The sequence below is a fragment of the uncultured Chloroflexus sp. genome (genome assembly GCF_937129525.1).
GTDB lineage: Bacteria > Chloroflexota > Chloroflexia > Chloroflexales > Chloroflexaceae > Chloroflexus.
The window spans coordinates 12200-38118 of sequence record NZ_CAKZNK010000108.1 but is presented as its reverse complement, the minus strand read 5'-3'; the positions used below and the strand labels follow the sequence as shown (position 1 = coordinate 38118).

General features: G+C 57.9%; 21 protein-coding genes. 11 read left to right on the top strand and 10 right to left on the bottom strand.

The annotated features are described in order from the left end of the window. Positions 1 to 45: 45 nt before the first annotated feature. From nuoI to Q0650_RS13730, 6 genes are all read left to right on the top strand, one after another. The gene (gene nuoI / locus Q0650_RS13755) at positions 46 to 543 is read left to right on the top strand and encodes an NADH-quinone oxidoreductase subunit NuoI (RefSeq protein WP_298819910.1); all 498 of its coding nucleotides are present in this window, start codon (positions 46 to 48) and stop codon (positions 541 to 543) included. Positions 544 to 665: 122 nt separating this feature from the next. Then, the gene (locus Q0650_RS13750; RefSeq protein ID WP_298819908.1) at positions 666 to 1172 is read left to right on the top strand and encodes an NADH-quinone oxidoreductase subunit J; all 507 of its coding nucleotides are present in this window, start codon (positions 666 to 668) and stop codon (positions 1170 to 1172) included. After that, positions 1172 to 1474: an NADH-quinone oxidoreductase subunit NuoK gene (gene nuoK / locus Q0650_RS13745; protein WP_298819905.1), complete on the top strand. Its 303-nt coding sequence runs from the start codon at positions 1172 to 1174 to the stop codon at positions 1472 to 1474. The genes Q0650_RS13750 and nuoK overlap by 1 nt, the downstream gene beginning before the upstream one ends. A 6-nt stretch (positions 1475 to 1480) precedes the next feature. Beyond that, positions 1481 to 3409, top strand: a complete 1929-nt coding sequence (gene nuoL, locus Q0650_RS13740) for an NADH-quinone oxidoreductase subunit L (RefSeq protein ID WP_298819903.1) — start codon at positions 1481 to 1483, stop codon at positions 3407 to 3409. A 125-nt stretch (positions 3410 to 3534) separates the two neighbouring features. Further along, on the top strand, positions 3535 to 5112 hold the full coding sequence (locus tag Q0650_RS13735; RefSeq protein ID WP_298819901.1) for a NuoM family protein: 1578 nt from the start codon (positions 3535 to 3537) through the stop codon (positions 5110 to 5112). A 99-nt stretch (positions 5113 to 5211) separates the two neighbouring features. After that, entirely contained in the window at positions 5212 to 6681 is a 1470-nt protein-coding gene (locus tag Q0650_RS13730) for an NADH-quinone oxidoreductase subunit N (protein WP_298819899.1), read from the top strand. Between the two features lie 81 nt (positions 6682 to 6762). On the opposite strand, the gene Q0650_RS13725 is transcribed toward Q0650_RS13730, so the two are convergent. Beyond that, complete coding sequence (locus Q0650_RS13725; protein ID WP_298819897.1) at positions 6763 to 7119, bottom strand: hypothetical protein; 357 nt, start codon at positions 7117 to 7119, stop codon at positions 6763 to 6765. A 61-nt stretch (positions 7120 to 7180) separates the two neighbouring features. Further along, positions 7181 to 7963, bottom strand: coding sequence for an enoyl-ACP reductase (locus Q0650_RS13720; RefSeq protein WP_298819895.1), 783 nt, complete (start codon positions 7961 to 7963; stop codon positions 7181 to 7183). 541 nt (positions 7964 to 8504) lie between these two features. Here Q0650_RS13720 and Q0650_RS13715 point away from each other — a divergent pair. From Q0650_RS13715 to ybeY, 5 genes are all read left to right on the top strand, one after another. After that, the gene (locus tag Q0650_RS13715; protein ID WP_298819893.1) at positions 8505 to 9443 is read left to right on the top strand and encodes a peptidylprolyl isomerase; all 939 of its coding nucleotides are present in this window, start codon (positions 8505 to 8507) and stop codon (positions 9441 to 9443) included. Positions 9444 to 9611: 168 nt separating this feature from the next. Then, the gene (locus Q0650_RS13710) at positions 9612 to 11369 is read left to right on the top strand and encodes a hypothetical protein (RefSeq protein WP_298820023.1); all 1758 of its coding nucleotides are present in this window, start codon (positions 9612 to 9614) and stop codon (positions 11367 to 11369) included. Positions 11370 to 11527: 158 nt separating this feature from the next. Next, positions 11528 to 12079: an inorganic diphosphatase gene (locus tag Q0650_RS13705; protein WP_012259161.1), complete on the top strand. Its 552-nt coding sequence runs from the start codon at positions 11528 to 11530 to the stop codon at positions 12077 to 12079. A gap of 10 nt (positions 12080 to 12089) precedes the next feature. Further along, positions 12090 to 12551, top strand: a complete 462-nt coding sequence (locus Q0650_RS13700; RefSeq protein WP_298819890.1) for an NUDIX hydrolase — start codon at positions 12090 to 12092, stop codon at positions 12549 to 12551. Positions 12552 to 12650: 99 nt separating this feature from the next. Continuing rightward, a complete protein-coding gene (gene ybeY, locus Q0650_RS13695; RefSeq protein ID WP_298819888.1) occupies positions 12651 to 13112 on the top strand; it encodes an rRNA maturation RNase YbeY in 462 nt (153 codons plus the stop codon). A 23-nt stretch (positions 13113 to 13135) separates the two neighbouring features. On the opposite strand, the gene Q0650_RS13690 is transcribed toward ybeY, so the two are convergent. The 8 genes from Q0650_RS13690 to Q0650_RS13655 form a co-directional block, all read right to left on the bottom strand. Beyond that, positions 13136 to 13321 (bottom strand): hypothetical protein, encoded by a 186-nt coding sequence (locus tag Q0650_RS13690; RefSeq protein WP_298819886.1) that lies wholly within the window; start codon positions 13319 to 13321, stop codon positions 13136 to 13138. Between the two features lie 3 nt (positions 13322 to 13324). Continuing rightward, positions 13325 to 14467 (bottom strand): THUMP domain-containing class I SAM-dependent methyltransferase, encoded by a 1143-nt coding sequence (locus Q0650_RS13685; RefSeq protein ID WP_298819885.1) that lies wholly within the window; start codon positions 14465 to 14467, stop codon positions 13325 to 13327. Positions 14468 to 14477: 10 nt separating this feature from the next. Continuing rightward, positions 14478 to 15566: a M20 family metallopeptidase gene (locus Q0650_RS13680; protein ID WP_298819882.1), complete on the bottom strand. Its 1089-nt coding sequence runs from the start codon at positions 15564 to 15566 to the stop codon at positions 14478 to 14480. A gap of 124 nt (positions 15567 to 15690) precedes the next feature. Next, positions 15691 to 16476, bottom strand: a complete 786-nt coding sequence (locus Q0650_RS13675) for an SDR family oxidoreductase (protein ID WP_298819881.1) — start codon at positions 16474 to 16476, stop codon at positions 15691 to 15693. Then, positions 16473 to 17366, bottom strand: a complete 894-nt coding sequence (locus tag Q0650_RS13670; protein ID WP_298819879.1) for a R2-like ligand-binding oxidase — start codon at positions 17364 to 17366, stop codon at positions 16473 to 16475. The genes Q0650_RS13675 and Q0650_RS13670 overlap by 4 nt, the downstream gene beginning before the upstream one ends. Positions 17367 to 17452: 86 nt before the next feature. Then, positions 17453 to 21121: a HEAT repeat domain-containing protein gene (locus tag Q0650_RS13665; RefSeq protein ID WP_298819877.1), complete on the bottom strand. Its 3669-nt coding sequence runs from the start codon at positions 21119 to 21121 to the stop codon at positions 17453 to 17455. A gap of 35 nt (positions 21122 to 21156) precedes the next feature. Continuing rightward, on the bottom strand, positions 21157 to 21375 hold the full coding sequence (locus Q0650_RS13660; RefSeq protein WP_298819875.1) for a Franean1_4349 family RiPP: 219 nt from the start codon (positions 21373 to 21375) through the stop codon (positions 21157 to 21159). A gap of 1 nt (position 21376) precedes the next feature. Further along, on the bottom strand, positions 21377 to 25705 hold the full coding sequence (locus Q0650_RS13655; RefSeq protein ID WP_298819873.1) for an adenylate/guanylate cyclase domain-containing protein: 4329 nt from the start codon (positions 25703 to 25705) through the stop codon (positions 21377 to 21379). Positions 25706 to 25919 lie beyond the last annotated feature (214 nt).

The window sequence follows — 25919 nt, the reverse complement described above, 5'->3', positions numbered from 1 at the left end:
ACCAGCCTGGGCGCTGGTAAGCGCCTGCTGAAAGGATAGTGAAGCATGCTCAAAGAACTGGTCAAAGGGTTAGGCACAACGCTCCGCTACATGTTCAAGCGACCGGTGACAGTGCAGTATCCCGAAGTGAAGCGACCGGTGCGCGAGCGTTTTCGCGGTCGGCATGAGCTAAAGCGGTTTGCAAACGGCCAGGAGCGCTGCATCGGTTGCGCGCTCTGCGCCGCAGCGTGTCCTGCCGATGCGATTCTGGTCGTGCCGGCAGAAAATGATCCGGCAAATCCCCACTCGCCGGGTGAGCGGTATGCTGCTGTCTACGAGATCAATATGCTGCGTTGCATCTTCTGTGGCTACTGCGAAGATGCCTGTCCGACCAACGCGATTGTGCTCGAGCATCAGTACGAATTGAGTTTCTACGACCGACGCGCGTCGATCTATACCAAAGAGATGCTGCTGGTGCCGCCGGATAAGGGTCATGGCGATCCACCGCCGATTTTGCAACAGATTAACCGGCAACCAAGTCCACCGGCAAAGATTGATTTGTGATCGGGCGCAGAAGGGTTCTGACACTGTTATGATCGGGCGCCAGGCGGCGGTTGCGCGCTGCAACATCACGGATGGTTTGGCGCTTTTGCGTCTTCACGCCTGACGTAAGCGGAGCACGGTGTATGGAATTAATCTTGTTTCTCATCACGGCGGCAGTTGCCATCGCCGGAGCAGTGGCAATGCTGATTTCGCGCAATGCAGTGCATAGCGCGCTCTTTTTGCTACTCAACTTTGGCGCGATTGCGGTGTTGTTTTTGTTGCTGCGCGCCCCGTTTCTGTTTGCCATCCAGTTGACGGTGTACGCTGGCGCGATCATGGTACTCTTCTTGTTTGTGGTGATGTTGTTGGGGGCCGAGAAGGTTGAAGATGCGCCGGATCGGATCGCGTGGCAGCAACCGCTAGCGTTGTTGTTAGGACTGGCCCTGCTGATTGTCTCAGTTGTGGTAGGATTGGGCAGCGCCACGACTCCACCGCCAGATGGCGAGGAATTGATCAAATTTAGCGATCCACGCTCGTTGGGAGAACTACTCTTTACCGATTACCTGTTGCCCTTTGAAATCACCGGCTTCATTCTGCTGATTGCGGTGATCGGGGTGGTCGTGTTGAGTCAGCGGGGGAGGAAAATTTGATGGTGCCCACGTCGTACTATATCTTGCTCAGCGCGATCCTGTTTACCATTGGTGTGCTTGGTGTATTATTGCGCCGGAATGCAATCGTAGTCTTCATGTCGGTTGAGTTGATGCTCAATGCGGCGAATCTGGCGCTGGTGGCGTTTGCTCGCGAACAGTTAGGGGTTGAAGCGCAGGTGCTCGTCTTCTTCGTGATCACGGTAGCCGCTGCTGAGGTTGCGGTTGGGCTGGCATTGCTGGTTGCCATCTTCCGCACCAAGCGCACAGCCGATGTCGATGAAGTCAGCACATTGAAGGGCTAGCCGGCTATGGAACTGTTGATCTGGTTGATTCCGCTGCTCCCATTTATTGGCTTTCTCTTAAACGTTTTTGTCATTCGCCGCGAACGCGAAGCCGGTCTGGTGGCAAGCGGCGTGGTGGTGGCGGCATTTGTGGTTACCCTGATCGCGGTGGCAATGCTGGCCGGCATGCCACCAGAAGAGCGACGGATCGTGAGCACCGCCTGGGAGTGGATCAATACCGGCAGCTTCCGGGTACCATTTGCGATTATGTTCGATCCGCTCACTGCGGTAATGGCCCTGTTGATCACTGGTGTCGGCGCGTTGATCCATATCTACTCAATTGGCTACATGCACGGTGATCCGCGGGTGGTGCGCTATTTCGCCTACCTCAATCTGTTCGTCACCATGATGCTTTTCCTCGTGATGGCGAACAACCTCCTGCTGCTCTTCCTCGGTTGGGAGGGTGTCGGTCTCTGTTCGTTCCTCTTGATCGGGTTTTGGTTTGAGCGTAAGTCGGCTGGCGAGGCGGCGGTCAAGGCGTTTATCGTCAATCGAATCGGCGATGCGGCCTTCATCCTGGCGATGCTGGCAGTCTTTACCTATTTCGGCACGTTGAATTTTTACGGTGACGGCGAGGGTGGTCAGATTGGTTTTCTCGAGCGGGTGAGCGATATTGCCGGTTTGCGGATTGGCCCTGACTGGCAGCCGATCTTTGTCAGCACGGCGATCTCATTTCTCTTGCTTATCGGCGCTACCGGCAAGAGCGCGCAGTTTCCCCTTTTCGTCTGGCTGCCTGACGCAATGGCTGGCCCTACTCCCGTTTCGGCGCTCATCCACGCTGCAACAATGGTGACTGGTGGCGTCTATTTAATGGCGCGCACTGAGGCGCTCTTTACCGCTTCGTTTACGACGCAGGGCTGGGTGGCCTGGATCGGCGCCGTGACGGCGCTGCTGGCCGGCACGGCGGCCATGGCGCAGTGGGATATTAAACGGGTGCTGGCTTACAGTACCGTGTCACAGTTGGGCTTTATGGTGGCTGCTTGCGGGATGGGTGCATATGTAGCAGCCATCTTTCATCTCCTGACCCACGGTATCTTCAAGGCGCTGCTCTTCCTCGCTGCCGGTTCGGTCATCCACGGCACCCACGATACGCAGGATATGCGGCGGATGGGTGGGTTGAAGGACGCGATGCCGATAACGTTCCGTACCTATGTCATCGGCGCGCTGGCGCTGGCCGGAATTGTGCCGTTAGCCGGCTTCTGGAGCAAAGATGAGATCCTGGCGCACGCGATCAGTCACGGCCATACCCCGATCTTCATCATCCTCTTCTTGACCTCGCTGTTGACCGCCTTTTATATGGGTCGGCAGGTGGCGTTAGTCTTCTTCGGCACGCAACGCGATCCGGGTTACCATCCGCACGAAAGCCCTGCGATTATGACAGTGCCGCTGATCGTGCTGGCTGTGGGTGCGGTAATCGGCGGTGTGATTAATCTGCCGGTGCTGCACTGGCTGACCGATTGGCTCGAACCGGTTCTGCACGAGAAAGCCGGCGAGTTTAACATCTGGCTGGCGTTGATAGCTACGATAGGGGCCGTGGGAACCGGGTATCTGGGCTGGTGGGTTTATACCACCAATGCAGCCAGAATCAAGATCGGCGGGAAAGACCCGGCCTATCGCTACAGTGGTGACATCTGGGAGGGCATGGAAGAGGCCTGGTATCTTGATCGACTCTACCAGCGCACGGTAGTTGCCGGTTTTGAGCAACTGGCCAACTTTCTGGCTCGTGTCTTCGATCCGCAAGGAGTTGATGGCCTGGTTATGGGCATTGGCCGATTCTTTGGCGGGTTGGCCAATGGTGTGCGCGCGTTGCAAACCGGCTACGTGCGCACCTACGCGCTCGTCTTCACGGTTGGCGTTTTGCTTGTGCTTGGGGTAATGCTCTGGTTTGCCCGCTAGGCGCAGGGTGAACGGGATCAGATAAATGGTCTGAGACCGGTAGTGTATTCCTGTGCCCGGTACGCGATGGCCGGGGTGGCGGTCGGCGCGCAGATTGCCGGTGCGCCACACCAAGAGGGAGGGTTATGAATCAGCTAGGCTTTCCGCTCCTCTCGCTCATCCTCTGGCTGCCGGCAGCCGGAGCGCTGGCGCTCTTATTCGTTCCACGCGCGAATGCCGGGCTGGCTCGCCAGGTGTCGCTGGCAACGATGATCGCGACGTTCCTGCTCTCGCTACTCCTGCCGCTGCGCTTTGAGACCAATCCGATGCAGATGGCAGTGGTGGGCGCGCCACCGGTAATGCAGTTCGTTGAAGAAGTGCCGTGGCTGCCGATTGTGGGGGCAACATATAGTCTGGGCATTGATGGGATTAGTCTCTGGCTGGTGATGTTGACCACGTTTCTCGGGCCGATCGTTACGCTGTCAACCTGGGATTCGGTCCACAAAGATGTGCGTAACTTCCAGATTCTGCTGCTGATCTTGCAGACAGCCATGATTGGCGTCTTTGTGGCTCAGGATCTCTTGCTGTTCTATCTCTTCTGGGAGTTTACGCTCATTCCAATGACCTTTTTGATCGGTATTTGGGGAAGCCAGAATCGCATTTACGCGGCGCGCAAGTTTTTTCTGTACACCTTTGCCGGCTCAGTCTTAATGTTGCTGGCGCTGATTGCGTTGCACATTCTGCATCGTGACGCGATTGCTGCGGTTGAACCGGGTTTTCGCGGCACCTTTAGCTTCAGCCAATTTGTCAGCGATCTGCGCGCCGGTAGGTTAACGCTCGATACCACGACCGAGCGATTATTGTTTGGCGCCTTTTTTCTGGCCTTCGCGGTCAAAGTTCCCCTCTGGCCATTTCATACCTGGTTGCCCGATGCCCACGTTGAAGCGCCAACGGCTGGATCGGTGGTGCTGGCTGGCGTCTTGCTCAAGCTGGGTGGCTACGGCATGATCCGCTACAATCTCACCCTCTTCCCGGCAGCGTCGCAGTGGGCTGCGCCGGCGCTGGCAGTGCTGGCGGTGATTGGGATTATCTACGGCGCGGCGGTGGCTTTTGCCCAGTCTGATATGAAAAAGCTGGTCGCCTATTCGTCGGTCAGTCATATGGGTTTTGTCGTGCTGGGTATCTTTGCGCTCAATGCGGAAGGCATTAGCGGCGCTCTGCTCCAGATGGTTAATCACGGGCTTAGCACCAGCGCGCTCTTCTTGATGGTAGGGGTGCTCTACGAGCGGCGACACACACGAGAACTGGCCGAGTACGGCGGTTTGTGGAAGGTGATGCCGGTATTTGCCGCCTTCAGCCTGCTGGTGGCGCTCTCGTCGGCAGGTTTGCCGGGGCTTAACGGATTTGTTGGCGAGTTTACCATCATCACCGGCGCATTTCGCTCGCCGCTGCTGGGCTGGATCTACGTTGCCTTCGCCGTTGGCGGAGTTGTGCTGGCAGCGGCGTATCTGCTCAAGCTGTTTCGGTCGGTGTTTATGGGTGATGTCTCGCAACCGGCAAATGCCACTCTGCCCGATCTCAACCGGCGCGAACTAACCGCTTTTGCGCTGCTGAGCATTCCAATCGTGGTAATCGGGGTCTATCCGGCGTTTTTCTTCGCCGGAATGCAACATAGCGTCGCAGCATTGGTCGCTGATTTGATCGCGCAAGCAGCCGGCAGTTAGGCCGATCCTGGCGCCGGGTGGCCAGCATGCGGTGAGGCAACGAGACGCTCTGTGCCAATAGTTGCAGAATATCACCGGCACAGGCGAGGAGGAGAGAAGATGGAGTCATTGGCGATCCCGCCGGTGGATCTGAGTTTGATAGCGCCACTGTTGGTAGTGGTGACATGGGCAACAGTCTTATTGCTGGTTGATGTCTTCTTCATTCCCGACGGTCGCAAGAAACTGACCGGCTATCTTGCAATTGCCGGGCTGGTCGTCGCTGGCCTGGTTGGCTTGCCCTTGTGGGGAGTGACCGGCACGACATTTGGCGGCATGGTGCGCCTTGATCCCTTTGCGCTGACGCTGACGTGGGTCTTCTTACTGATTGGCGCACTCAGTATTGCCATGTCGCTGGAATATCTACCCAATCAGGGGATCGAGCAAGGTGAATACTACCCCCTGATCATGTTTGCGGTCAGCGGCATGATCTTGCTGGCGCAGGGCGCCGATCTGATAGTGCTCTTTTTGGGTATTGAGACGCTCTCGATCACGCTCTACATCTTGACCGGTTTTGCGTATCCTCGCCTGACCTCGGAAGAGGCGGCGATGAAATACCTGGTGCTGGGCGCATTTGCCGCCGGATTTTTCGTCTATGGTATTGCTCTCATCTTTGGCGCAACCGGTTCGACGCGCTTGAGCGAGATCGGCGCGTATGCTGCCGGTCGTGTATTGGGTGATCTCAACCTCACCCTATTGCTGGGTGGAGCGGCAATGGTGTTGATCGCCTTCGCCTTTAAAGTGGCGCTGGCTCCCTTCCATATGTGGACACCGGATGTCTACGAGGGATCGCCGACGCCGGTTGCTGCGTTCATGAGTGTTGGCACTAAGGGAGGGGCGCTGGCTGCGCTGGTACGCCTGCTCTTTGAGGGGCTGCCAACGCTTAATGAGTACTGGCTGCCGGTGTTGGCCGGCTTGACGGCGTTAACAATGGTGGTCGGCAATCTGGGTGCGGTGGCGCAAACGAACGTCAAGCGCATGCTGGCCTATTCGAGCATCGGTCATGCCGGCTATGTGATGCTGGGCGTGATGGTAGCCGGTGAACAACGCGGGCCAGAAGCCTTTATCTTCTATATACTGGTCTATGCCTTAAGCAATCTGGGCGCGTTTGCCGTGCTGATTGCGCTCGAGCATGAGGGCGAAAATGCCTGGCGCCTGGATGATTTTGCCGGATTGTATCAACGTCAGCCGATGCTAGCCGTGGCCATGGCCATCTTTATGTTCTCGCTGGCCGGGGTGCCGCCAACGGCTGGATTTATGGCCAAATTCTATGCGTTGACCGCCGCCTGGGAAGGCGGTCTGCCCTGGTTGGCGCTGGTAGGTGTCTTGACCAGCGCAATCGCAGCCTTCTTCTATCTGCGCGTGATTATCCGGATGTTTATGACCGAGCCAGAGGGCGAGCCGGAGCCTGCGCTGAATCGTGGCCTGACCGCCGATATCGTGATTGCGGCGGTTGGCACAATTGGTATCGGCTTGATCCCGGCACCTGTTTTTGCGCTGGTCGAGCGGTCGCTGGTGGCGTTAGGGGGCTAAAGGCAGATACAGCCATTGAAGTGGGAGGTTGGTCAATAAAGACGGGGAAGAACGGACTACCGTTCTTCCCCGCTCATTTCGTCATCCCCGACCGAGCAAAAAATTGATCGTATCTACCAGCACAGTTGACTCGACCGGTTCAGGCACGATGGCAATCGTCCAATCACTGGCGTAGGGCACCGATTGTAACTCATTCATCGGCAGGTCGCTGACTATCACAATCGGCAGATTGGCTGTCGTCTCATCAGCGCGGAGACGCTCGATCAACTGCTCTTCCGGCGAAGCAAGCGCAGGCATTGCCACGATAAACAGTGCCGGCAGTGGAGCTGGCAGCTCATCGGGTGGGCAAGTTGTTACGCGGAAGTCATTGGCCGGTACGAGGGCCGCCAGTCGATTGGCGGTCGCGTCATTGGTTGAGACAACTGCAACCTCTACCATTCTCTCCTCCGCACGAGTATGCAGGTTGTTGGCCCATTGTAGCACACAGCCTTCTAATCCGCTACTCTTCACTGCTACCGGGCACAATCGCGTTAAAGCCGGCATCGACGTAGTGAATCTCGCCGGTAACGCCTGCTGATAGTGGCGAACAGAGATAAAGAGCGGCGTTGCCCACATCTTCAATCGTCACATTGCGGCGCAGCGGCGCATATTCAGCAAAGTGCTTGTGCAGGCTGCGAAAGTTAGAGATGCCGCTGGCAGCCAGCGTGCGAATGGGGCCGGCGCTAATGGCGTTGACGCGGATCCCGCGCGGACCGAGACCGGCAGCCAGATAGCGGACACTGGCTTCGAGCGCAGCTTTTGCAACACCCATTACGTTATAGCTTCCGATCACCTGGCGCGCGCCGTGATATGTCAGCGTCAGCACACTGGCATTGGGCGCGAAGAGTGGTTCGGCAGCTTTGACCAGCGCGATCAGCGAATAGGCGCTAATTTCAAGCGCGATGCGAAAACCTTCGCGGGTTGTATTGAGAATAGTGCCGCTCAGTTCTTCTTTGTTGGCGAAGGCGATAGCGTGAACGAGGAAGTCGATCTGTCCGAATGTCTCACGCGCTCGTTCCATCAAAGCGGCAATATCTTCATCCCTGGACACATCGCATGGCTCGATGAGTGGCGCGTTGAGACTTTCGGCGAGCGGACGCACGCGCCGTTCGAGCGCTTCGCCGAGGTACGTGAAACCAATTGTTGCCCCTTCGCGGTGTAATGCCTGCGCAATGCCCCAGGCGATGGAACGATCATTGGCAACACCGAGAATCAGGCCCTTCTTGCCTTCCATCAGGCCCATAGTTTGTTCCTCCACATTGATTGCCTGTCACAAAAAGGCGGGTGTTGACCGGCACAACGACGTCAATGAATCCTTCACTAGCGCGCCATCTTACCATACTTTGGCATAGTGGTTTGGTTGCTGACCAATGGCGAGGGAAAGCGGAGGCAACGTAGCGTAGTTCGCTATACGTTCTCAATGTCTTGCGCTCGCGCTACGTGTGCTCACCGTGCCATATTGAATATGCGAGCGGATCGACGGCAAGCCCGGTCACGCAGGCGCGGTCTGCGTCTCACTCTCTTGCCTGCCCTGGCTGAAAAGAGGGCAATTCGGGTGGTCAGCAGGGATGTCTGCATCTACATGCTGGGATTGTTCCGGCGTATCGAAGCATACCAAAACAGTAGCTGCGGCTCACAATCATTTTTACTGGCGCACACGAGGGATTTGCTATCGGCGCGCCATAATGAAGGTGATGATGCCTGCTCCGCATAGTATCGCAATGTGTGGTAGGATGACCATATTGCAAAATATGCGTCTGTCTGGTTTGGAGAGGAGCTTTGATGTGAGTCGAATATGGGGGTTTTATCGCGCGGTGTGGGTCGTGTTGGTGGCCGGTCTGATGCTGGCGGCATGCGGCGCGCCGACTGGGCCGACAGTTGCCGGTGTGCCTACAAGCAGTGCGCCGACGACGCCAGGGGAATCATCGGCGCCAGAAGGCGCCATTGCTCGCGTCGGTAATGGATATATCTTGCGGCAAGATTTTGATCGTTTTTATTTGCCCGGCGCCGATCCGCAGGCCCTGCTCGATCAGATGATCGATGTCGAGCTGGTGATTCAGGCAGCATTGCAATCAGGAGCGACTATTGATGAAACGCTGATCGATGGTCAGGTTGAGCAGTTGCGCCTGGCGCAGGCCGGTGGTGATGAGACGCAATTTGTCGCCTTTTTGCAAAGCAACAAGATTGCCGATGAAGCGGAGCTACGCCGGTTGTTGGGCCGCGATCAACTGATTGAGCAGATGCTGCTGAAGCACACCACTGCCGAACAGGTGCGCGCGCGCCATATCCTGGTGGCGGCTACACCCGATGAAGCTGAGAGCCGCAAGGAAACAGCCGAAGCGATTCTGACTGAGTTGCAAAATGGCGGCGATTTCGCTGCGCTGGCACGGGCGCGTTCGGACGATCCAGGGTCGGCGGCGCAAGGCGGCGATCTAGGTTGGGCGCCGCGCGGTGTGTATGTTGAACCGTTTGAGGAAGCAATCTTTAGCATGCAGCCCGGCGAGCTACGGTTGGTACAAACCGATTACGGCTGGCATATCATTGAGGTGCTTGAGGGGCCAGAAGTGCGGTCGTTCGATGATCGGAATTTGCTCGATACCCCTGCCGGTCAGGAGGCGTTCAACGCTACCTTCTTGCCATGGGTAGCCGAGTTGCGGAGCACTGCGGAAAGTGCCGGCCAGATCGAGATTCTCGTCGATGTGGCAACGTTGACCCAGCAATAACAATCATCGCAATAACGCAACGATGCGGCGCGTAGTTGGCGCATTCTTTGCCTTGAGCTGACTGCATTTCGTTCAATTGCCGTATCGTTGCGTTGCGCGGAACAAACGGTTGATCACGTTCATCATGATAACAAGGGACTTCTCTTTCACAGGAAGGACGTGATCGTGATGTTGCAGCGTCTCTGGATATTCTGTCTGGCCATCCTTGTCGGATGCGGCGCGGTGTCTGACCTGCCGGCAGAAACGCCGTCGGCGCCGCTCGCATCGCCAAATATAACAGCGACGGCTACCATTACGTTACCGACGGCTGTGCCAACATTGACGCCAGCTACGCCGCCGGCCTCTCCGACCGCGCCGGCAGCTTCTCCAACCGCACTGCCGGCCTCTCCGACCACGCCGCCAGCCTCGCCCACCCAGGTGGCGCAGCCGTCTATTGTTGCGCCGTCTTATCCGGCTGAGGTGCTCTTCACGCGAAACGGGGCGCTGATTGCGCTCGATCCGGCCAATGGCCGCGAGCGGGTGCTGGCTGCCGAGGCGCGCGATGTGGCGGTTGATGCTGCCGGTCGGCAAATTGCCGTCGCTTACGGCCAGGCAGTGAGCATTATCAGTCGTGATGATGGCGAGACTCGAACGCTGGTGAGTGGTCGCGCCGTCTATGGCATGAGCTGGGCGCCCGATGGCTTATCGCTGGCCTTTGCCGCGGCGGATGATCCGCCGACTTTGCCGCTTGATTGGGAACGCTGGAGTCGCTGGTGCGCCACAGCGACAGTTTACATCGTGGATCTGCCGACTGCTAGCGAACGTGAAATTGGTCCCGGTTGTGACCCGGTTTTCGCGCCTGATGGCCGTCGCCTCGCATATACCACATCGCCGGCAATGCAACCCGATTTCTTGCCCTTTCCCGGTCAAACCAATGCAATCCGCCTGATCAATCGCGCCGGCGCGAATGCCTGGAACTTCGCGACTGCCGATGGTTCGCCCCGGCAAGGTTATCTGGTGTATGGGCCGACCTGGTCTCCCGATGCGCGCCAGGTTGCTTATCAGCGATTTTTGGGCTATCAGGCGCTGGTTGACATCAACCTGACCATGATCGCCGGCAGCAGTGAAGGGGGCGGCGTGCCAGCTCTGGCCGGCGCCGGCTGGCATCGTCCGCCGGCTTTTGCGCCTGATGGCCAGACGTTGGCGTCAGTTGAATACAATTTCAGTGATGCGCGTGGCTTTACCGGATATGATGTCTGGTCGCTGAGTATCATAGCTTTGCAAGGCGAGCGACGGGAAATGTTGCCGGGTGGTGATCTGACGTTGCGCGGTCAGTTGACGGCTCGGATTCCGCGTGTCACTGCTGCGGCGTGGTCACCCGATGGCAATGCGCTGGCGGTAATAGTGCCATCAGCATGGAATCCAGACGCCGATCGAAATGCGCCCCTCTATGCCGAAACGACCGCTGGCGAAATCTGGCAGTTATCGCCGCAGGGAGAGCCACAACGTCGTCTGACTACGCTGGTCGATTACGCCAGTCCGTTGATTTGGGCGCCAGCCGGTTGGGCGACAGCGCAGATGGAAACGGGAGCAGTGATGTTTCCCGCTGATTGGGAGGTGTTACCGGCGACGCAGGTTGATGAGCTGGTGGCCGTTGGTAATGGCCGATTGGTTGGGCGACGCGCGGTGATCGATCCGGCAGCGGTTGATGAAACGACGTGGCCGCAGCTTGTAGCCGATTGGGTGACAGTAACCCAGGCAGAGGCACCGTATCGGCTCCCTGATGGTAGCCGTTTGATAACCTTTACTGGTCAGGCGGCCAACGGTAGTGCCATTGCCGGAGTTGCCCGGATCGGCGACGGCGCAATTATCGTCAGTTGCGCGCCACAAGCTGAATGGCCGTTGTATCGGGCAACCGGTATTGCGCTGGCAATAGCAGCGCGTTAATCGATGCTGTCGTGATTCGAAGGCGGACTACGCCCGGTAACGGACTCTTTGCAGGATAAACGCTTTGGGCATGCCGTGCTGCGTAACGAACAGGCCGGCGGTTACGTGTTATAATCTTCAGGTAATGGAGTTATGTTGGCTATCGAGTGAGGCTACCAATGCAGAACTTGTGGCACGATCTGGAGCCGGGTCCAGACGTTCCGAATGTCATTCATGTTGTAGTTGAAATTCCCAAGGGATCGCGCAACAAGTATGAGTTTGACAAACGGATCGGCGCGTTCCGTCTCGACCGGGTACTCTACTCGGCGGTGCAGTATCCGGGCGATTACGGTTTTATGCCGCAAACCTACTATGATGACGGCGATCCGCTCGATGTGCTGGTGATGACTAACCTGCCAACGTTCCCCGGCTGCATCGTCGAGGCGCGCCCGTTAGGACTCTTCCGCATGCTCGATAAAGGTGAGCCGGACGACAAAGTGCTGGCGGTGTTGCAGTACGATCCCTTCTTCGCCGACTACCACAACTACACTGCGCTGCCGGCGCACTACCTGCGCGAAGTAGAGCACTTCTTTACCGTGTACAAAGATCTGGAAGGCTCTCGAGTCGAGCCGGTCGGCTGGGAGTCGGCGGATGTTGCTCGTGAGCGGATTCAGTACTCGATCGATCGTTACTGGGATATGCGCGCCGGTCGAGTGCTCAAGCGTGCCTGATCGGGGATCCATGACTTCACGCCGTTCAGTCTCACATCGCACAGCCTATTCGGCTGGCGGTGTTATTTATCGTATTGTCGCCGCGCAGATCGAGGTCGCATTGATTGCCACCGATCGCGGTGAGCGTTGGGGGCTGCCTAAAGGGCACGTCAACCGCGGCGAAACTGCTGAGGCGGCGGCAGTGCGAGAGGTTGCCGAAGAGACCGGACTGGAAGGGGTTGTTGAGCGTCATCTGGCGACGATCGAATACTGGTTTCGCTCAGGCACAGCCAGAGTACACAAATACGTTGATCTCTTTCTATTGCGCTACCAGCGCGGGGAAGTTCGTCCCCAGGCCGGTGAAGTCGATGATGCGCGCTGGTTCCCGCTCGAAGAGGCCTTGCGCCGCGTCTCCTTCGAGCGGGAGCGCGATGTGTTATTGCTGGCTCAACAGGCACTGCAACACGCGCCTGACACGTCAACCTCGCCGTAGTCGGCAATGCCAATGGCAGACAGAGAGACGCAGCTATGAATGGTTATCTAGCATTGCTGCGTCTCTTTTCGTTCTCACCCACACAGGTCAGTGATTGCTATGAGCTACGTGATTGAAGTTCTGATTGATGAAGGTCTTGAAGCTGATGTCGGATTAGTCGAACGCGCGGCCCGTGCAGTTCTGGCTGCCGAGCAAGTGCCAGTTGGCTGTGAGATTGGCATCCGAATTACCACCGACGAGGAACTCCACCGGCTCAACCGCGACTTTCGTGGGGTTGATGCGCCGACCGATGTGCTCTCATTCGCCGATGATGGCGATCGAGGGCCATTTGTAACTGCGCCTGATCAGCCGCGTTACCTCGGCGATATTGCGATCTCGTATCAGCGGGTCGTTGCGCAGGCGATGGAATATGGGCACAGCCCGGCCCGCGAGCTGGCTTATCTGACCGTACACGGCGTGCTCCACCTGTTGGGGTACGATCACGAGCGTGGCCCTGTTGATGAGGCTGATATGCGCGCGCGCGAAGAGGCAGTCATGGCAGAGCTGGGATTGACGCGGTAGCGGCGTCCGATTCGGGTCGCTCACTACCGTCGTCGCCCAAAAACCTGATCGATGCCGTAGTCAATCACCAGATAGATGCCAACCGCCAGCAGGAGCAATCCCCACCAGGGCATCTGCACCCAGATCACAATATGGAGCCGTGACCAGATCAACCAGAACACCAGCAGAACAATCAGCGCGCTGATCAGCGAACGAAACTGGCGTGGCATACACTACTCCCAATCATCGTCTTCTGGTGGAGTCGGTGGTTGTGGTGGCGGAACCGGGCCGGGAACGCGAATGTGTTCGCAGATGGTTGCGCGGTGACCGAGCACCAGCACCCGATGGCGGGCCGTGGCGCGCAAGACCGGCGCAGCCTGGGCGCGCGCGCGATCAAGCAATTGTTGATCGGCAACCAGTGTTACCAGGCGTCCGCCTGGTTTCAGAACTCTGGCAATCTGGCGCAGCACATCGCGGTAGAGTTCGTTGAGGTCTTCGCCTTCACCGATCTGCGTACCGAATGGCAGATTGACGGCAACTTTGGTAACGCTGGCGTCGGGCAATGGCAACTTTTCCGCATTCCAGCGGCGCACTTCAATCTGGCCGCGAATGCCGCGTAAATTGGCCTGCATTGCAGTGACTGCCGCCGGGCTGATGTCGCCGCCGTAGAGCGCGGTAAATGGCCCGGCGGCAGCGCGTTCGAGGAGCAACGTGCCAACACCGGCCATTGGATCGAGAAAGATGTCATCTTCTGCTGGCTGCGTTAGCATAACCATTGCCGCGGCGAGCGCCGGACGTAGTGAAGCCGGCAGGTGGGCAATCTTGCCACGCATACGCAGCGATGAGTCAGACAGACGAATAGCAACGATCAACTCGCGCTCGAACAAGGTAGCCCACACTTCAAGATCGGCCTCTTCCTTGACCGCCTGCCAGCGACCTGGCCAGCCGTCACGAATGGCATCGGTAACGGCGCGTCCTAGCTCATGACGATGAAAGTTGTGTTTGCCGACCATACGGGCAACCACGCGAAAGGTTCCGCTCCGCTTCCCTGCGTTCAGTCGCTGCCAGACTTCCAGGGCCGGCTTGACCGTCGCTTCATTTCGGGTGGCGGCATAGATCTGGCGCAAGCCGCGCTCATCAGGGGCAATGTTGAACCCGCGGCTGGCAACGACGAAGACATCTTCGATGGTGCGGAGGGCAAGCAAAGGGCGGGGAGAACCTTGATGGTCGCAAATGATGACATCATTGCGCGCAGGCACGCCGCGCATGCCGATTTGACGCGGCGCAGGTCGGTTTGATTCGAATTGAATCTTTTGTTCTACCTCGCGCCATGTGAGCGGCGCCAGGCCAGGAAGGGTTTGTAACAGGTAAAGCATAAAAATACTGCTAAAAGGCTGTGCAATAGTCGGTAATAAGCCGGTACAGTGTGACCAGACTGTCAATTTCCACCCATTCTTCCGCCGAGTGCAGGCCGGCTCCTACCGGACCGAGACAGATTGCCGGAACGCCGAGATGGGAATAGTAGCGAGCGTCGGTAGCGAAGTGTTCGCGATAAAAACGGGGAGTCTGGCCGGTATAGCGCTCGATCAGACTGGCGATGCGTTCGACCTCGTGATGTTCGGGATCGGTGTTGAGACCGGCGCTGGCCAGCACGTTGACAAACTCGGCAGTGGGAAAGGCAGCGGCTAAATCGGTTTGAATCGCCTCAGGCGTAGTATCGGCTGTCCAGCGAATATCGAACGTAACAAACGCCTCGGCTGGCACTTGATTCCGCGATCCGGCTCCTACGTGAATCTCGGTTGGCGTGACAGAAGTGCGCCAGTCTTGCGGGCCGATAGGGGGAGGATAGCGTTCGGTCATAGCCTGGATGCCCTGCATCAGCCGGTAGACCGGATTGTCGCCTTCCCAGGGACGCGAACCGTGAGCGGCGCGGCCAGGAATGCGCAGTTGCGCCCACATACCACCTTTATGCTCGAACATAATACCGAGGTCGGTTGGTTCGAGGCAGAGCATGAAGCTACACTGCCATCCTTCATCGCGCAACCGACCGGTACCGTGGCGACCGCCAATCTCTTCATCAGTCACGAACTGAAAACCGACATCCGGTGGATGTGGAAGCGAGGCCAGATCGCGGATCAGCCGCATCATGACCGCAATACTGCCCTTCATATCCTGGCTGCCGCGACCGTAAATCCGACCATCGCGCACTTCTGGCACAAACTGGTGCGGTTGACCGACCACGACATCCAGGTGACCATTCAGCATAAGGCGGGGCGAGCGGGTTGGATGAAGCGTTACTACCAGCGCCGGTTTTCCTTCGGCGCTGCTCTTTTCTACAAAGATTGATGGAATATCTGCCAGATAATCGGCGACATAATCAATCGCGGCCTGCAACTGATCGGGCCGGCTGGCAATCGTTTCAAACCGGATCAGATCGCAGGTGAGGCGGGTAAGTTCTGCGGCAAGTTCGGTCATACACTCGATCCTGATAATGTTAACGCCGTTGTGTCAGAGCGCAACAATGCTGTTGAACATATCCCTTAGTGTACCACAGCCATCCCCGATCTCTGTACGATAAACCCGGGCTCGCTGTTCACAATTAAATCAAACGGCTAAACGGTGGCAGAATATCGGGTGCCACAGCGGCAACAACGGCATAGAGACGGGCCTTCCAACTGGGGAAAATGTGGCGACGGCGAGCAGCGATACCGGCAAGACTTGCTCGCACAACTGCGGATGGTTGATCGAGAAGCCACCCTGGTACTCGCCGCGCCGGTCCATCGCCATACTGGGGCGAATCGAGAATGTCGGTTTGAGTAAAGAAGGGGTAGACGGTGCTGACACAGTAGCCATCAGCGGTGAGGCCACCGGCAAAACCGCGCAGACCGAATTTCGTTGCGCTGTAGATGCTGATGTTGGGCAGCGCGGCTCGACCAAGAATCGACGAGATAAAGACGATCTGAGCCTTTGGGCGATGGTGGATGATCGGCAGCAAGGCCGCAGTTAACCGAATCGGCGCGTGCAGGTTGATCCGAAGCAGGCGGTCGGCTGCTTCGGCTGGAATCGCATCGAGTGGGCCATACAGCCCGATGCCGGCATTGTGAATGATCAGGTCAAGGTCTGGGGCAACCTGCGCTACCTGTTGGGCCAGCCGATCACAACTGGTCGGATCGCTCAAATCTGCCGGCAAGAGTGCGCGAATGCGACCTACCGGCTTGTTCGGTAGTTTATGGGCGGCATACTCGGCGGCGGCGGCAAGACGTTGCGGATTGTGGCTGCTCAATACGAGGTCAGCTCCAGCCGCCAGTAACTGGCGGGCAAACTCGCGTCCCAAACCGCCGCCAGCGCCGGTTAGAAACACGACTCGCCGGGTAAACGCGCTCATGCCAGTTCCTCGTCATCGGTTGCCAGACCCTCAATCTCGGCGATGCTCTGGCGGCAAGCCATCTCTAACCGGTTCAGGCGGCGCTGAAACTGGTTGAGGGCAAAGGTGCTGAATGTCTCGATCTGCAAGCCGAACGGCATTTCGGCGTAACTGGCGAAGATTTCGTCGATTACTCCCATCGCGTGCAAAACCAGCTCATTCATCCGCTCAACGATGTGATCCCAGATACGGGCATCGGTGGCGATCAATCGCGAAAGCAGGTAAATGCCGTAAGCAATATGACGCGACTCGTCTTGTTTGAGCAGGCGAATCCCTTCACGCACACCGGGCATCAAATTGTGAGTGTCGAGAATAGTAAAGTAACCGTGATAACCGGTCTCGGCCAGAACACCCTCAACAATCATGTTGTAGGTCAGCGAAGCTTCAGCCAGGTTAAACGGCGAGGGTTCCTGTTCAAGGCGATGCATTGCCGTCGGCAGCGCTTCGTAAATGAGCGCCCGGTAGCTTGGCGTGTGATACCGGCTCAGATCGGGTTCGACGCGGGCTACTTCACTAATGAAGCGGGCAAAGAAATCGGTATGTTTGGCCTCTTCGAACAGAAACGTGGTGAGATACAACTCCTCTTCCAGGCGTCCCTCGCGGGCGACAGCGCCGATCAGTGGCAACAGATCGAGCGTGACCGCCTCTTCGCCGGCCTGGAAAAGCGCAGTTAAACGCAAGAGAAGATCGCGCTCGTCGGCGCGCAATTGTTCCCAGTCTTGTCGGTCACGGCTGAGATCGATTGAGGACGGATTCCAGATCCCAAACTGCTTCGCTTTTTCAAACAGACGCATTGGCGGACTGTTGCGGCGCAAGCCGCGGCTGGTGGTGATGAAATCAGCGTGGCTCATCAGGCTGCTCCTTCACTACAGAGACTCAGGTACCGCAATGGTACCACAAGGCATCTCTGTGTCGTTGTCGCTTTACGGTACGTTATCTACCCTTCGGTTGACTCGATAGACCCAAGCCGATCGAGCAATACCGTGCCTGCCCACAGTGCCACTTCCGGGATCGACGAAGTAGCCAATTCGGTAATTGCAGTTAGCGCCGCGGTGTTGTTCAGATCGGCCCAATGGTGTTCAAGCGCCATGATTGCCGCATGACGAACCCTCGGCGACATCTCATCTGCTATTGCCAGTTGGCGCAGAAAATCAGTCACTTCAGGATCGGTTTGCCGCGCCAGCGCAGCAATAGCCTGGCAGCGCAATTGTTCGGCAGCGGTTGGATCGCCGGCTATCGTTCGGATGTGCGGATCAGATGGGTTGATAGCGCTGAGATGTTTCAGGGCAAGCAACCGCAAGATAGTCGGCGCCTGCGGATCGATGAGAGCCTGCCGGAGGGCAGAGTGACAGGGATCGATGTTGGCAAGTAGAGTGAAGGCTTGGGTTTGCAGCGCCGGGTACGGCGCAAGCAGGGCTTCGGTGCAGACAGTGATGACGCCAGGGGTGGCGTGCTGGCGAAGAGCATTGGCAGCGGCAAGCCGCGCAGTCAGATCGGGATGACTGTGGACGATACGACTGAGAATCGGGTTCGCTGCTTCACCATGCCCGGCAAGCGCTTGCACAGCAGCCAGGGCGCAGGCGCGTTCGGCGTCGAAAGCCAGGCGATGAAGCAGATGGATTGGCAACGGTTGATCGCTCCGGCTGAGCGCGCGCAGTATTGCGCTGCGCATCGGTTCAGGTTGGGTGGTCATCCACTCGATGAGCAGTTGCGACGGCACATCAACAGCAGCATCGAGCGCAGCGGAGCGCATGAGCAGCGTTTCCTGTTCATTGGTAGCGATGCTCATGAGCGCCGGCGTAATGGCGGGGTCGGCGCTCCGTCCCAATGCGTGCAGTGCGGCCAGGCGCACTGCTTCATTGCGGGTCGAATTGGCCAGGCGCAATAACGCCTCTTTGACGGTTGGGGTGAATGGCGGCGTCAGGATCTCCAGCGCTGCACGGGCCAGGTTGTCATCGCCATCCTCGGCAAGTCGGATCAACTGCTGACAACTTTCCGGTTGCGCGGCAAGTGCCTGTAACGCTGCGACACGCAGCGGCGGATCTGTCACAGCGCTGCGCGCGATGGCTGCCAGATCGCAGTGGGGCAAGGCATTCAACATGTCCGCCAATGGTCTTGGCGCGCTATCATCGCGCAGGGCAATCTCAAGCAGGGCCATAATCGCAGGCGCTAGTGAAGGGTAGCGATGACTGAGCGTACAGATGGCGCGCACAACGGCGCGGCTCACGCGCAAGACATGGCGGGCAATCAGGGCAGAAGGACGATCAAGCGGCGCGGCAGCTATGCCGTCAATCGTATCAGTTGTGACAATCAGATCGGCCAGGAGCGCGCGGATGGTCGGTTCATTCGCCTGCGCCAGCCATTGATCTTCTGGTTTGATCAGCGCTGGTAGAGCTTTAATCCACATCTCCAGAAGCTGCACCCCGTGCACAGGCGCGAGCAAGCGTCCCAGCATAGACAGCGCCTGTCGTCCGCCACACTGTCCGAGCGCTGTAACGGTGTAAACAGAGAGCGTGGCGTCAAGTTCGGGCTGATGAAGCCGATTTAGCAGAGCTGCGCGCGCCGCTTGTGCGGTCGCGTGATGCGAGCAGGCAATTACGCCAAGCGTTTGCGCAACGACCCGTCGCAGCAGAGGTGGATGGTGTGGTTGCAGAAATGGGCGGAGGATGATCACAGCGTTGTGATGGTGCGCCAATCCACGCGCCGCCATTGCGCGGATGACAGTCGGTTCGCTGGTGGAAGTGAGCAAGCGTTTGAGGATGTTGGCGCTATGTTGCAACCGACTCAGCCAGTTAATGGCGCGCAGGCGCAGATCGAGTGACAAACGGTTGCTTAGCGCAAAGCTGGCCAGGATGGTATGTCCAGCGGGCGTGGAGGCCAGGTCGGCAAGGGCTTCGTCACGCGCTTGCCAGGGATGGTTGGGTTGAATGATGAAACGGGCGAGTTGTTGAATATTACCGGTGCGAAGCCAGACACTGCGGGCTGCCTGCCGCACTTCAGCCATCGGATCGCTCGCCGCCCGTCCAAGTTCGGTAGCAGGCAACGCCGCTGGCGCGAGCGCGCGAACATTGGCCGGCAGAGAGTGCCGGTCGAGGAGATGGCGGGCAATACGATGCTGCCGTTCTTCGCCAGCAGCGCCGCTGAGTAGTAGACGCAAGCCGAGATGGAGGGCGGGGTTGGCTAACTGATCGAGCGTGTCAGGCTGACTGATGGCCAGCAGGCAGCGACCAGCCTGGCTGATCAGATCGGCATATTCCGGCAAGGGTGGTGGTAAGATCCGACGACGACAGAGCAGCTCAATTGCCTGCCAGCGGAGCGATGGCGGAGCGTCACCGGCATCAAGCAGTGTGGTAAGCAGGATCGTTCCGGCAGTTGGCGCAAGCCGATCGATAATCCGCTCTAGTAAAGCGTCGAGCTGAGCCGGTTGGGCGCGGCCAATGTCGATTAAGATAATCGGCAAGACCGGCACCAGCATTGTCAAGGGATCGCCACCGTACTGACAGATTTCATCGATGATTGGCCGACTAAGCGCCGGATCGAGACGAGGCCGTTCGCGCAGAGCGCGAGCCAGGAGTAACAACCGTTCCGGCATGCTGAGATGAGCATTAGTCAGCCCAATCATCAGTGGACGCGGATCGGGCGCAGCGCCAAAGGCCAGTGGTACGCAGAGCGCGCGCCATTGTGGATCGGCCCGTCGGATGATCGATGGGTCGGGATCCGACTGACCGGCGAGTTGGATTGCCTGGCGATACTGATAATACGCGGCGTGGCCAACGCGCCAGTGAGCTTGATCACTGGCCGTAGCCAGGATCGGGGAGATAAAAGCAGCCATGCGCTCGTAGAGGGCTGCGCGCGAAACCGGCCATCCACTCAGCGGTTGGGTAAGCGCCAGCATCAGTATCTCAGCCGGACGTTCGCGCAGCAACACCAGCGGATCGCGTTCAAACAAGGCCAGAATATCACCAGGATTACTATGCGGAAACAGGCTCGTGATCCAGGCAGCCAATCGTTCGGCTGACAGTGGCGCAAGGGCGTAATGGCGAAATTCTGGCCATAACTCACCCGGTGGCAGCGTCAATACGACACGCGCTTGTGGCCAGCGCTCGGTCAATTGGGTCAGAAAACGTTGCCAGATGGCGCGGCGCGCAAGTGGCAACGCTTCCCAATCATCGACCAGGAGCAGGCATGGCAGATTGTGTTCAAGCGGATTGGGCGCCAGGTTGAGCCGCGCCAGTGCGCGCGCAGTAATAGCGCGCGGTGTCAGGCTCAGTGAGTCAATTTCACTGAGCACCAGCCGTACCAGAGGAATGCCGGGCGAACTGTCCAGCCACCGGCGAGCAATTTGGGCAAGCGCCAGGCTGCGTCCACTGCCGATGGGTCCGATGATTGCCAGATGACGCGGATCGCTTAATAGTGCCACCGGGTCAAGATCAATCCCCAGGGGAAGCTCAAACGCAACTGGCAGCAATTGGGTCAAGGGTTCAGCAGCGAGCCATTGTTCAACGATAGCGCGCACTTCGCGCGGCATACGGCGCGGCAGGAAAATATCGCGGAGCGCTCGCGGCACGAAATGGAATTCAGGACGTTCGGCGCTCCGCTCTGCCATGGAATGCCTCGCTCCAATCGTTCAGGTGGAACATACTAAATGAAACCGCGACCGGCGCTCTTCGAGAGACGTGGATCGAGAGTGCCGGCAAAAGCCTGCAAGCTCTCGGCATCCAGTTTCTCTAAGGCTTCCAATTCTTCTTCGGTCAGATCGTAGCCGGCGCAAGCGGCGCGAGCGTCGGCGATCAGTTGGGCGCGAAACTCGGCATCTACCACGGCCCGACCAATAATCTGTTCAATGGCAGACTGCGACATGTTACACCTCCTGCGAGTAGTTGGATAATCGGTGAAGTTCACCGCTGGCGCCAATAGCAGCCAGTTCTTTCCTGGCATACTCTAGATACGCAGTAGCTTCGGGAAGGTTTCGGCGATGCAGCGCCTGACTGAATCGGGCCGCGGCGCAGGCGTGTTCAAAGCGGCAATTAATTGTGGCGAAGATGTCTAACGCTCTAATGAAGTAGTCGCTGAACGGCTTGTCTTGCTCGGCGGCAATTTCACCGCTTAACCGTAAGGCAACCGCTTGATCAAACCGACTGCCAATTTGGCTGGCCAGTTCGGCAGCTTGAGCTGCCTTTTCAGCGGCATCACGCAGCAGATCGAATTGCTGATCGGCTGCGTTTGTCTGACGAGCCAGCACCAGCAGGGCTTCAGCAGCCGCGCAGAGCGCTTCTACCGTCAGTTGTGGCACGTCAATGCGCTCGCCAATCTGGCGCGCTTCGGTGGCGAAGTCGAGCGCTTTAATCGGGTCATTATTGGCCGTCGCTGCCAGCGCTGCCAGTGCCAGCGTATTTCCATATTGATAGGTATTCTGCTGTTCAGCGTAGATCGTCAGCGCTTGTTGATAGATCTGGAGCGCGCGATCATACTCTCCCCGCGCATACGCGATAATGCCCAATGTGTCATCGGCCTGCGCAACGCCGAGCCGATCACCCATCTCTTCAAACAGCTTCAGGGCATCGTAACACGCCGTTTCAGCCAGATCATAGTGCGCTAACCGATAATGAGCGTAGGCTGCATTCAGTAAAGCGCTCGACAGGATGTATTTGGCGCTCACTTTGCGCGCCAACTCTTCAGCCTGGGTATAGTGTTCGACTGCGGCGGCATAATCGCTCTGCAATTGAGCAAGGTAGCCAAGATTGTTGTGGGTGCGAGCGCATCCGTAAATGTCATCAATCGCTTCCTGCGCGCTCAATGCATTCAAAAAATGATAACGGGCCAGATCATAACGCCCACGCATGCCATAGATTTTACCCAGTTGCTGTTGCAGTTCCGCTGCAATTCGTTCATCGTCGATGCTGCGCTGATCGTTGCGAATGCGGGCCAATCCTGCTTCACACATTGCCAGCGCTTCATCAAAGGCGGCGAGACGGGTAAGCGTTTGCGCCAGATCGGCGGCAATTGCAGCCAGCAGCAAGGGGGGCGTATGATTGATCGCGGCGCTGGCAATCGCCTCAGCGTGACGTAAATGCTCAAGCGCTTCTTGATAGCGGCCCTGTTTTTCGAGCGCGTCGCCCCACGAACGCAACACTTCAGCCCGCACAACCGGTGGAAGCTGTTCGCCACCTGCTAACAGTAATCGTTGATAGGTCTGCTGCGCTTCATCGTATTGCCCCAACGCGGCCTGGGTATCGCCAAGCGCTTCCATTGCTTCCCACAAGCGTGGATCATCGGCCCGGTCTTTAATAATCTCGATTGCCCAGCGATAATAGGTCATCGCCTGTTCGTTAGCATACTCGTCGCGGGCCAGGTGTCCGGCCAGCAAGAGATACTGGATCGCTCGTTCGGGAGCATCGCTGAGCCGGTAGTGGTGGGCCAGCAAGAAGATCGGACCGGCGATGGCCCGGGCAGCGCGCGTCATAAACGGGCCGTTACGGCCAATCTGGATGTGCTGATGCTGGTGAGAGACATTCATCACGCGCTGCACATGCGCCAGTTCACCGGCATACCGTTGTTCGAGGTATTCGCCGATACGACGGTGCAATTCGCGCCGGCGAGCGAAGAGCATGCTCTGATAGGTGACCTCATGCAAGAGGGCATGGCGGAAGGTGTGCGTTCGCTCAGGCATTTCACGCTCCAGCAAGGTGAGTTCCTGAGCGTCAAGCAGGTTGATCTGATCGATCAACCGCCCAATATCTTCGCCATAGACCGCTTGCAATACCGGCAACGGAAAGCGCTGCCCAATGACGGCAGCGATGCGCAGTAGCGAGCGAGAGCGCTCATCAAGCTGATCAATCCGCGCCAGCAACAATCCGCTCAAGCTGTCGGGCAACTCGTCAGGAGTAGTGTTGGACTGCTGCAACGCGCGCACCAGTTCTTCGATAAAAAGCGGATTACCGGCGGCGCGGGCGATAATCTGCGCTTTCACCTGTGGATCGAGCTGCGCGCCGGCAGGAATGGCGGCAATGAGCGCAGCGCTATCGGCAGCCGGCAATTCGCTCAAGGTCAGGATTTCCGCGCCATCGGCCAGCGGATTCTGATCCCACTGCAATGTGTCGCGATGCAGGCCGAGCATGAAGATTGGCGCGCTGGTAATTGATCCGGCCAGATAGCGCCAAAGGTCGAGTGAGATCCGATCGGCCCACTGCAAATTGTCGAAAACAAGCACGAGACCGCCTGCGGCAGCGGTTGCATGCACAATGGCGCGAATGATCTCGAAACGCCGTTCTTGCCGTTGTTGTGGATCAAGGGCGCGAGTGATGGGATTATCATCAACATCGAGTTTCACCAGATCGGCCACAATCGGCGTCCAGTTATCATCAATGCCGGCAGCGGACAGCGCCTGACGCAGGCGAGCGGCGCGGGTTGCCTGATCGGAATCGGCTGAAATACTGCACAACGCCTGCATCGCATCACTCCAGGGAGCATACGGCGTGCTCTGCTGGTACGACAGGCAACGCACAGTCACGATGCGGGTAGTACGCGGGACGCCGGCAACCAGCAGTTCGGCAGCCAGGCGCGTTTTGCCGATCCCGGCTTCGCCATTCACCCTGACGACCCGACCGTGACCGGCTAACGCTAATGCCAGCCGCTCTTGCAACCAGGTCAGTTCGTGGTGGCGACCTATGATTGAGTGATGGAACGTGGCTGGTTGGGTGTTGCGCTCGCCTGCCAGCTTGAGGAGTTCCAGCGGTTCGCGTTTCCCGCGCGCGCTCACCACACGCGAATCGGTAAAGGTCATGATTGTACCGACTCTGATCGCAAAAGTCGTGGTGGAGCGAATTTCATTCCAGTCGCTATGGGCCATTACGCGGGCAGCCACATTCACCGCGTCGCCCATCACGGTGTACTCTTTGCGTTCAGTATCGCCCACATTGCCGGCGAAAACAGTCCCACTGTTCAAGCCGATCCGGAGACGGAGCTGTTCGAGATTGATACCGGCTGGTTTGGTTGCAATCAGAGTGGCAAAGGCACGCTGTAATTCGAGCGCGGCGCGAGCGGCTCGTTCGCTATGGTCTTCCTGAGCAATCGGCGCGCCGAAGATGGCCAGAATCTTGTTGCCATTCGTTGAGAGATCGACTTTGTTGACATAACCACCATATTGCTCGATAGCAGTAAAGCAGATGCGCCATACCGCATCGATGATCAGGGCAGTGGTATCTGGCGGTAATGTCTCGGCCAAAGTGGCCAGTCCTTCGATCTGAGCAAACAGGATAGACACCGGACGCAGATCGGCTTCCAGTTGTGAACGCTGCGGGTCAGCGATAATCCGATCAACCAGGGCCGGTGGTAGATATGGACTGAGCCGTTCGAGCGCCCAGATCAAGTGGAGTGCTGTTTCCCGGCCTGGTGGTGGTGGATTGAGTTCAGGCGACGGTGTGCTGATGGTGGCATCACCGGTTATCGTCATCAATTTTACGTAACTATCGGCCAGCGCCTCGCCTTGCGCTCGCTCTGCGATCGCTTGCCAGGCATGCGGGCCAACCACAATCTCGCCGCCGCTGCCCAGTTCTTCAGCTCGCGCCACCCGCTCGACGCATGTGCCCAACGCGCTATAGCGCAGCGATCCCTCACGACCGGCGCTGACCAGCCCAACTCGTCCGCTCTCGACGCCGATATGCATGGTCAGCGGGAACGAGCCAATACCTGGCACATTGCGAACGAAACCGGCTTGTGTTTGCAGCAGGTCACGCGCCACAATCGTTGCAGTGCCAGCATGATCAGAGTCGGTGAAAAGAACCAGCAAGGCATCGCCGCCAAAATTGATCAAGTCGCCGCCTGCCTGCTGAATACGCCGAAGGAGAGCGCCAAAATATGTGTTGAGCGTTTCGGTCACGATCTCGGCGCCTTCCCGACCAAGACTGCTCAGTCGTTCGGCTAGAGCCGTTGACCCGCTTACGTCGGCGAAAAGAAGAGAACCATCTACCCATTCAATCCAGGGTTGATCATCAGTGGTGGTGAGACGACGCGCAACCAACCGGCGTGGGAGATAGGTAGCGAGGGTGTACTGAGTGCTGGCAAGATTGGCGCAGACTGCGTACAGCTCATGCGCTCGTAGACGGTCGCGTATAAGGGCGTCGGCCCGGTCTGCGCCGAGGTAGCGAGCGATGCGATTGGCATCGAGCGGAGTCAAGCTGTGATTAGACATCGGTTAACCGATCATCTGGGTTTGATACAGGCTTCTCGTCGCGCATCTTCATTATAGCAGACAGGTAAAGCCATAGCAGGTACGAGATAGTATCTGCCAGGCCGAGGTTATTGTTTTGCCGATAGATGAAAGAATGGCAGAGGGTAGTTACGCCCTGATTTTACCTGTCCAGGCTCGAACACGTTTAACCAGGGAGTTCGGAACTATGGCAGTT

Coding starts and splice junctions, on each gene's coding strand:
- nuoI (WP_298819910.1), top strand. CDS start 46: ATGCTCAAAGAACTGGTCAAAGGGTTAGGCACAACGCTCCGCTACATG.
- Q0650_RS13750 (WP_298819908.1), top strand. CDS start 666: ATGGAATTAATCTTGTTTCTCATCACGGCGGCAGTTGCCATCGCCGGA.
- nuoK (WP_298819905.1), top strand. CDS start 1,172: ATGGTGCCCACGTCGTACTATATCTTGCTCAGCGCGATCCTGTTTACC.
- nuoL (WP_298819903.1), top strand. CDS start 1,481: ATGGAACTGTTGATCTGGTTGATTCCGCTGCTCCCATTTATTGGCTTT.
- Q0650_RS13735 (WP_298819901.1), top strand. CDS start 3,535: ATGAATCAGCTAGGCTTTCCGCTCCTCTCGCTCATCCTCTGGCTGCCG.
- Q0650_RS13730 (WP_298819899.1), top strand. CDS start 5,212: ATGGAGTCATTGGCGATCCCGCCGGTGGATCTGAGTTTGATAGCGCCA.
- Q0650_RS13725 (WP_298819897.1), bottom strand. CDS start 7,119: ATGGTAGAGGTTGCAGTTGTCTCAACCAATGACGCGACCGCCAATCGA.
- Q0650_RS13720 (WP_298819895.1), bottom strand. CDS start 7,963: ATGGGCCTGATGGAAGGCAAGAAGGGCCTGATTCTCGGTGTTGCCAAT.
- Q0650_RS13710 (WP_298820023.1), top strand. CDS start 9,612: ATGTTGCAGCGTCTCTGGATATTCTGTCTGGCCATCCTTGTCGGATGC.
- Q0650_RS13705 (WP_012259161.1), top strand. CDS start 11,528: ATGCAGAACTTGTGGCACGATCTGGAGCCGGGTCCAGACGTTCCGAAT.
- Q0650_RS13700 (WP_298819890.1), top strand. CDS start 12,090: ATGACTTCACGCCGTTCAGTCTCACATCGCACAGCCTATTCGGCTGGC.
- ybeY (WP_298819888.1), top strand. CDS start 12,651: ATGAGCTACGTGATTGAAGTTCTGATTGATGAAGGTCTTGAAGCTGAT.
- Q0650_RS13690 (WP_298819886.1), bottom strand. CDS start 13,321: ATGCCACGCCAGTTTCGTTCGCTGATCAGCGCGCTGATTGTTCTGCTG.
- Q0650_RS13685 (WP_298819885.1), bottom strand. CDS start 14,467: ATGCTTTACCTGTTACAAACCCTTCCTGGCCTGGCGCCGCTCACATGG.
- Q0650_RS13680 (WP_298819882.1), bottom strand. CDS start 15,566: ATGACCGAACTTGCCGCAGAACTTACCCGCCTCACCTGCGATCTGATC.
- Q0650_RS13675 (WP_298819881.1), bottom strand. CDS start 16,476: ATGAGCGCGTTTACCCGGCGAGTCGTGTTTCTAACCGGCGCTGGCGGC.
- Q0650_RS13670 (WP_298819879.1), bottom strand. CDS start 17,366: ATGAGCCACGCTGATTTCATCACCACCAGCCGCGGCTTGCGCCGCAAC.
- Q0650_RS13665 (WP_298819877.1), bottom strand. CDS start 21,121: ATGGCAGAGCGGAGCGCCGAACGTCCTGAATTCCATTTCGTGCCGCGA.
- Q0650_RS13660 (WP_298819875.1), bottom strand. CDS start 21,375: ATGTCGCAGTCTGCCATTGAACAGATTATTGGTCGGGCCGTGGTAGAT.
- Q0650_RS13655 (WP_298819873.1), bottom strand. CDS start 25,705: ATGTCTAATCACAGCTTGACTCCGCTCGATGCCAATCGCATCGCTCGC.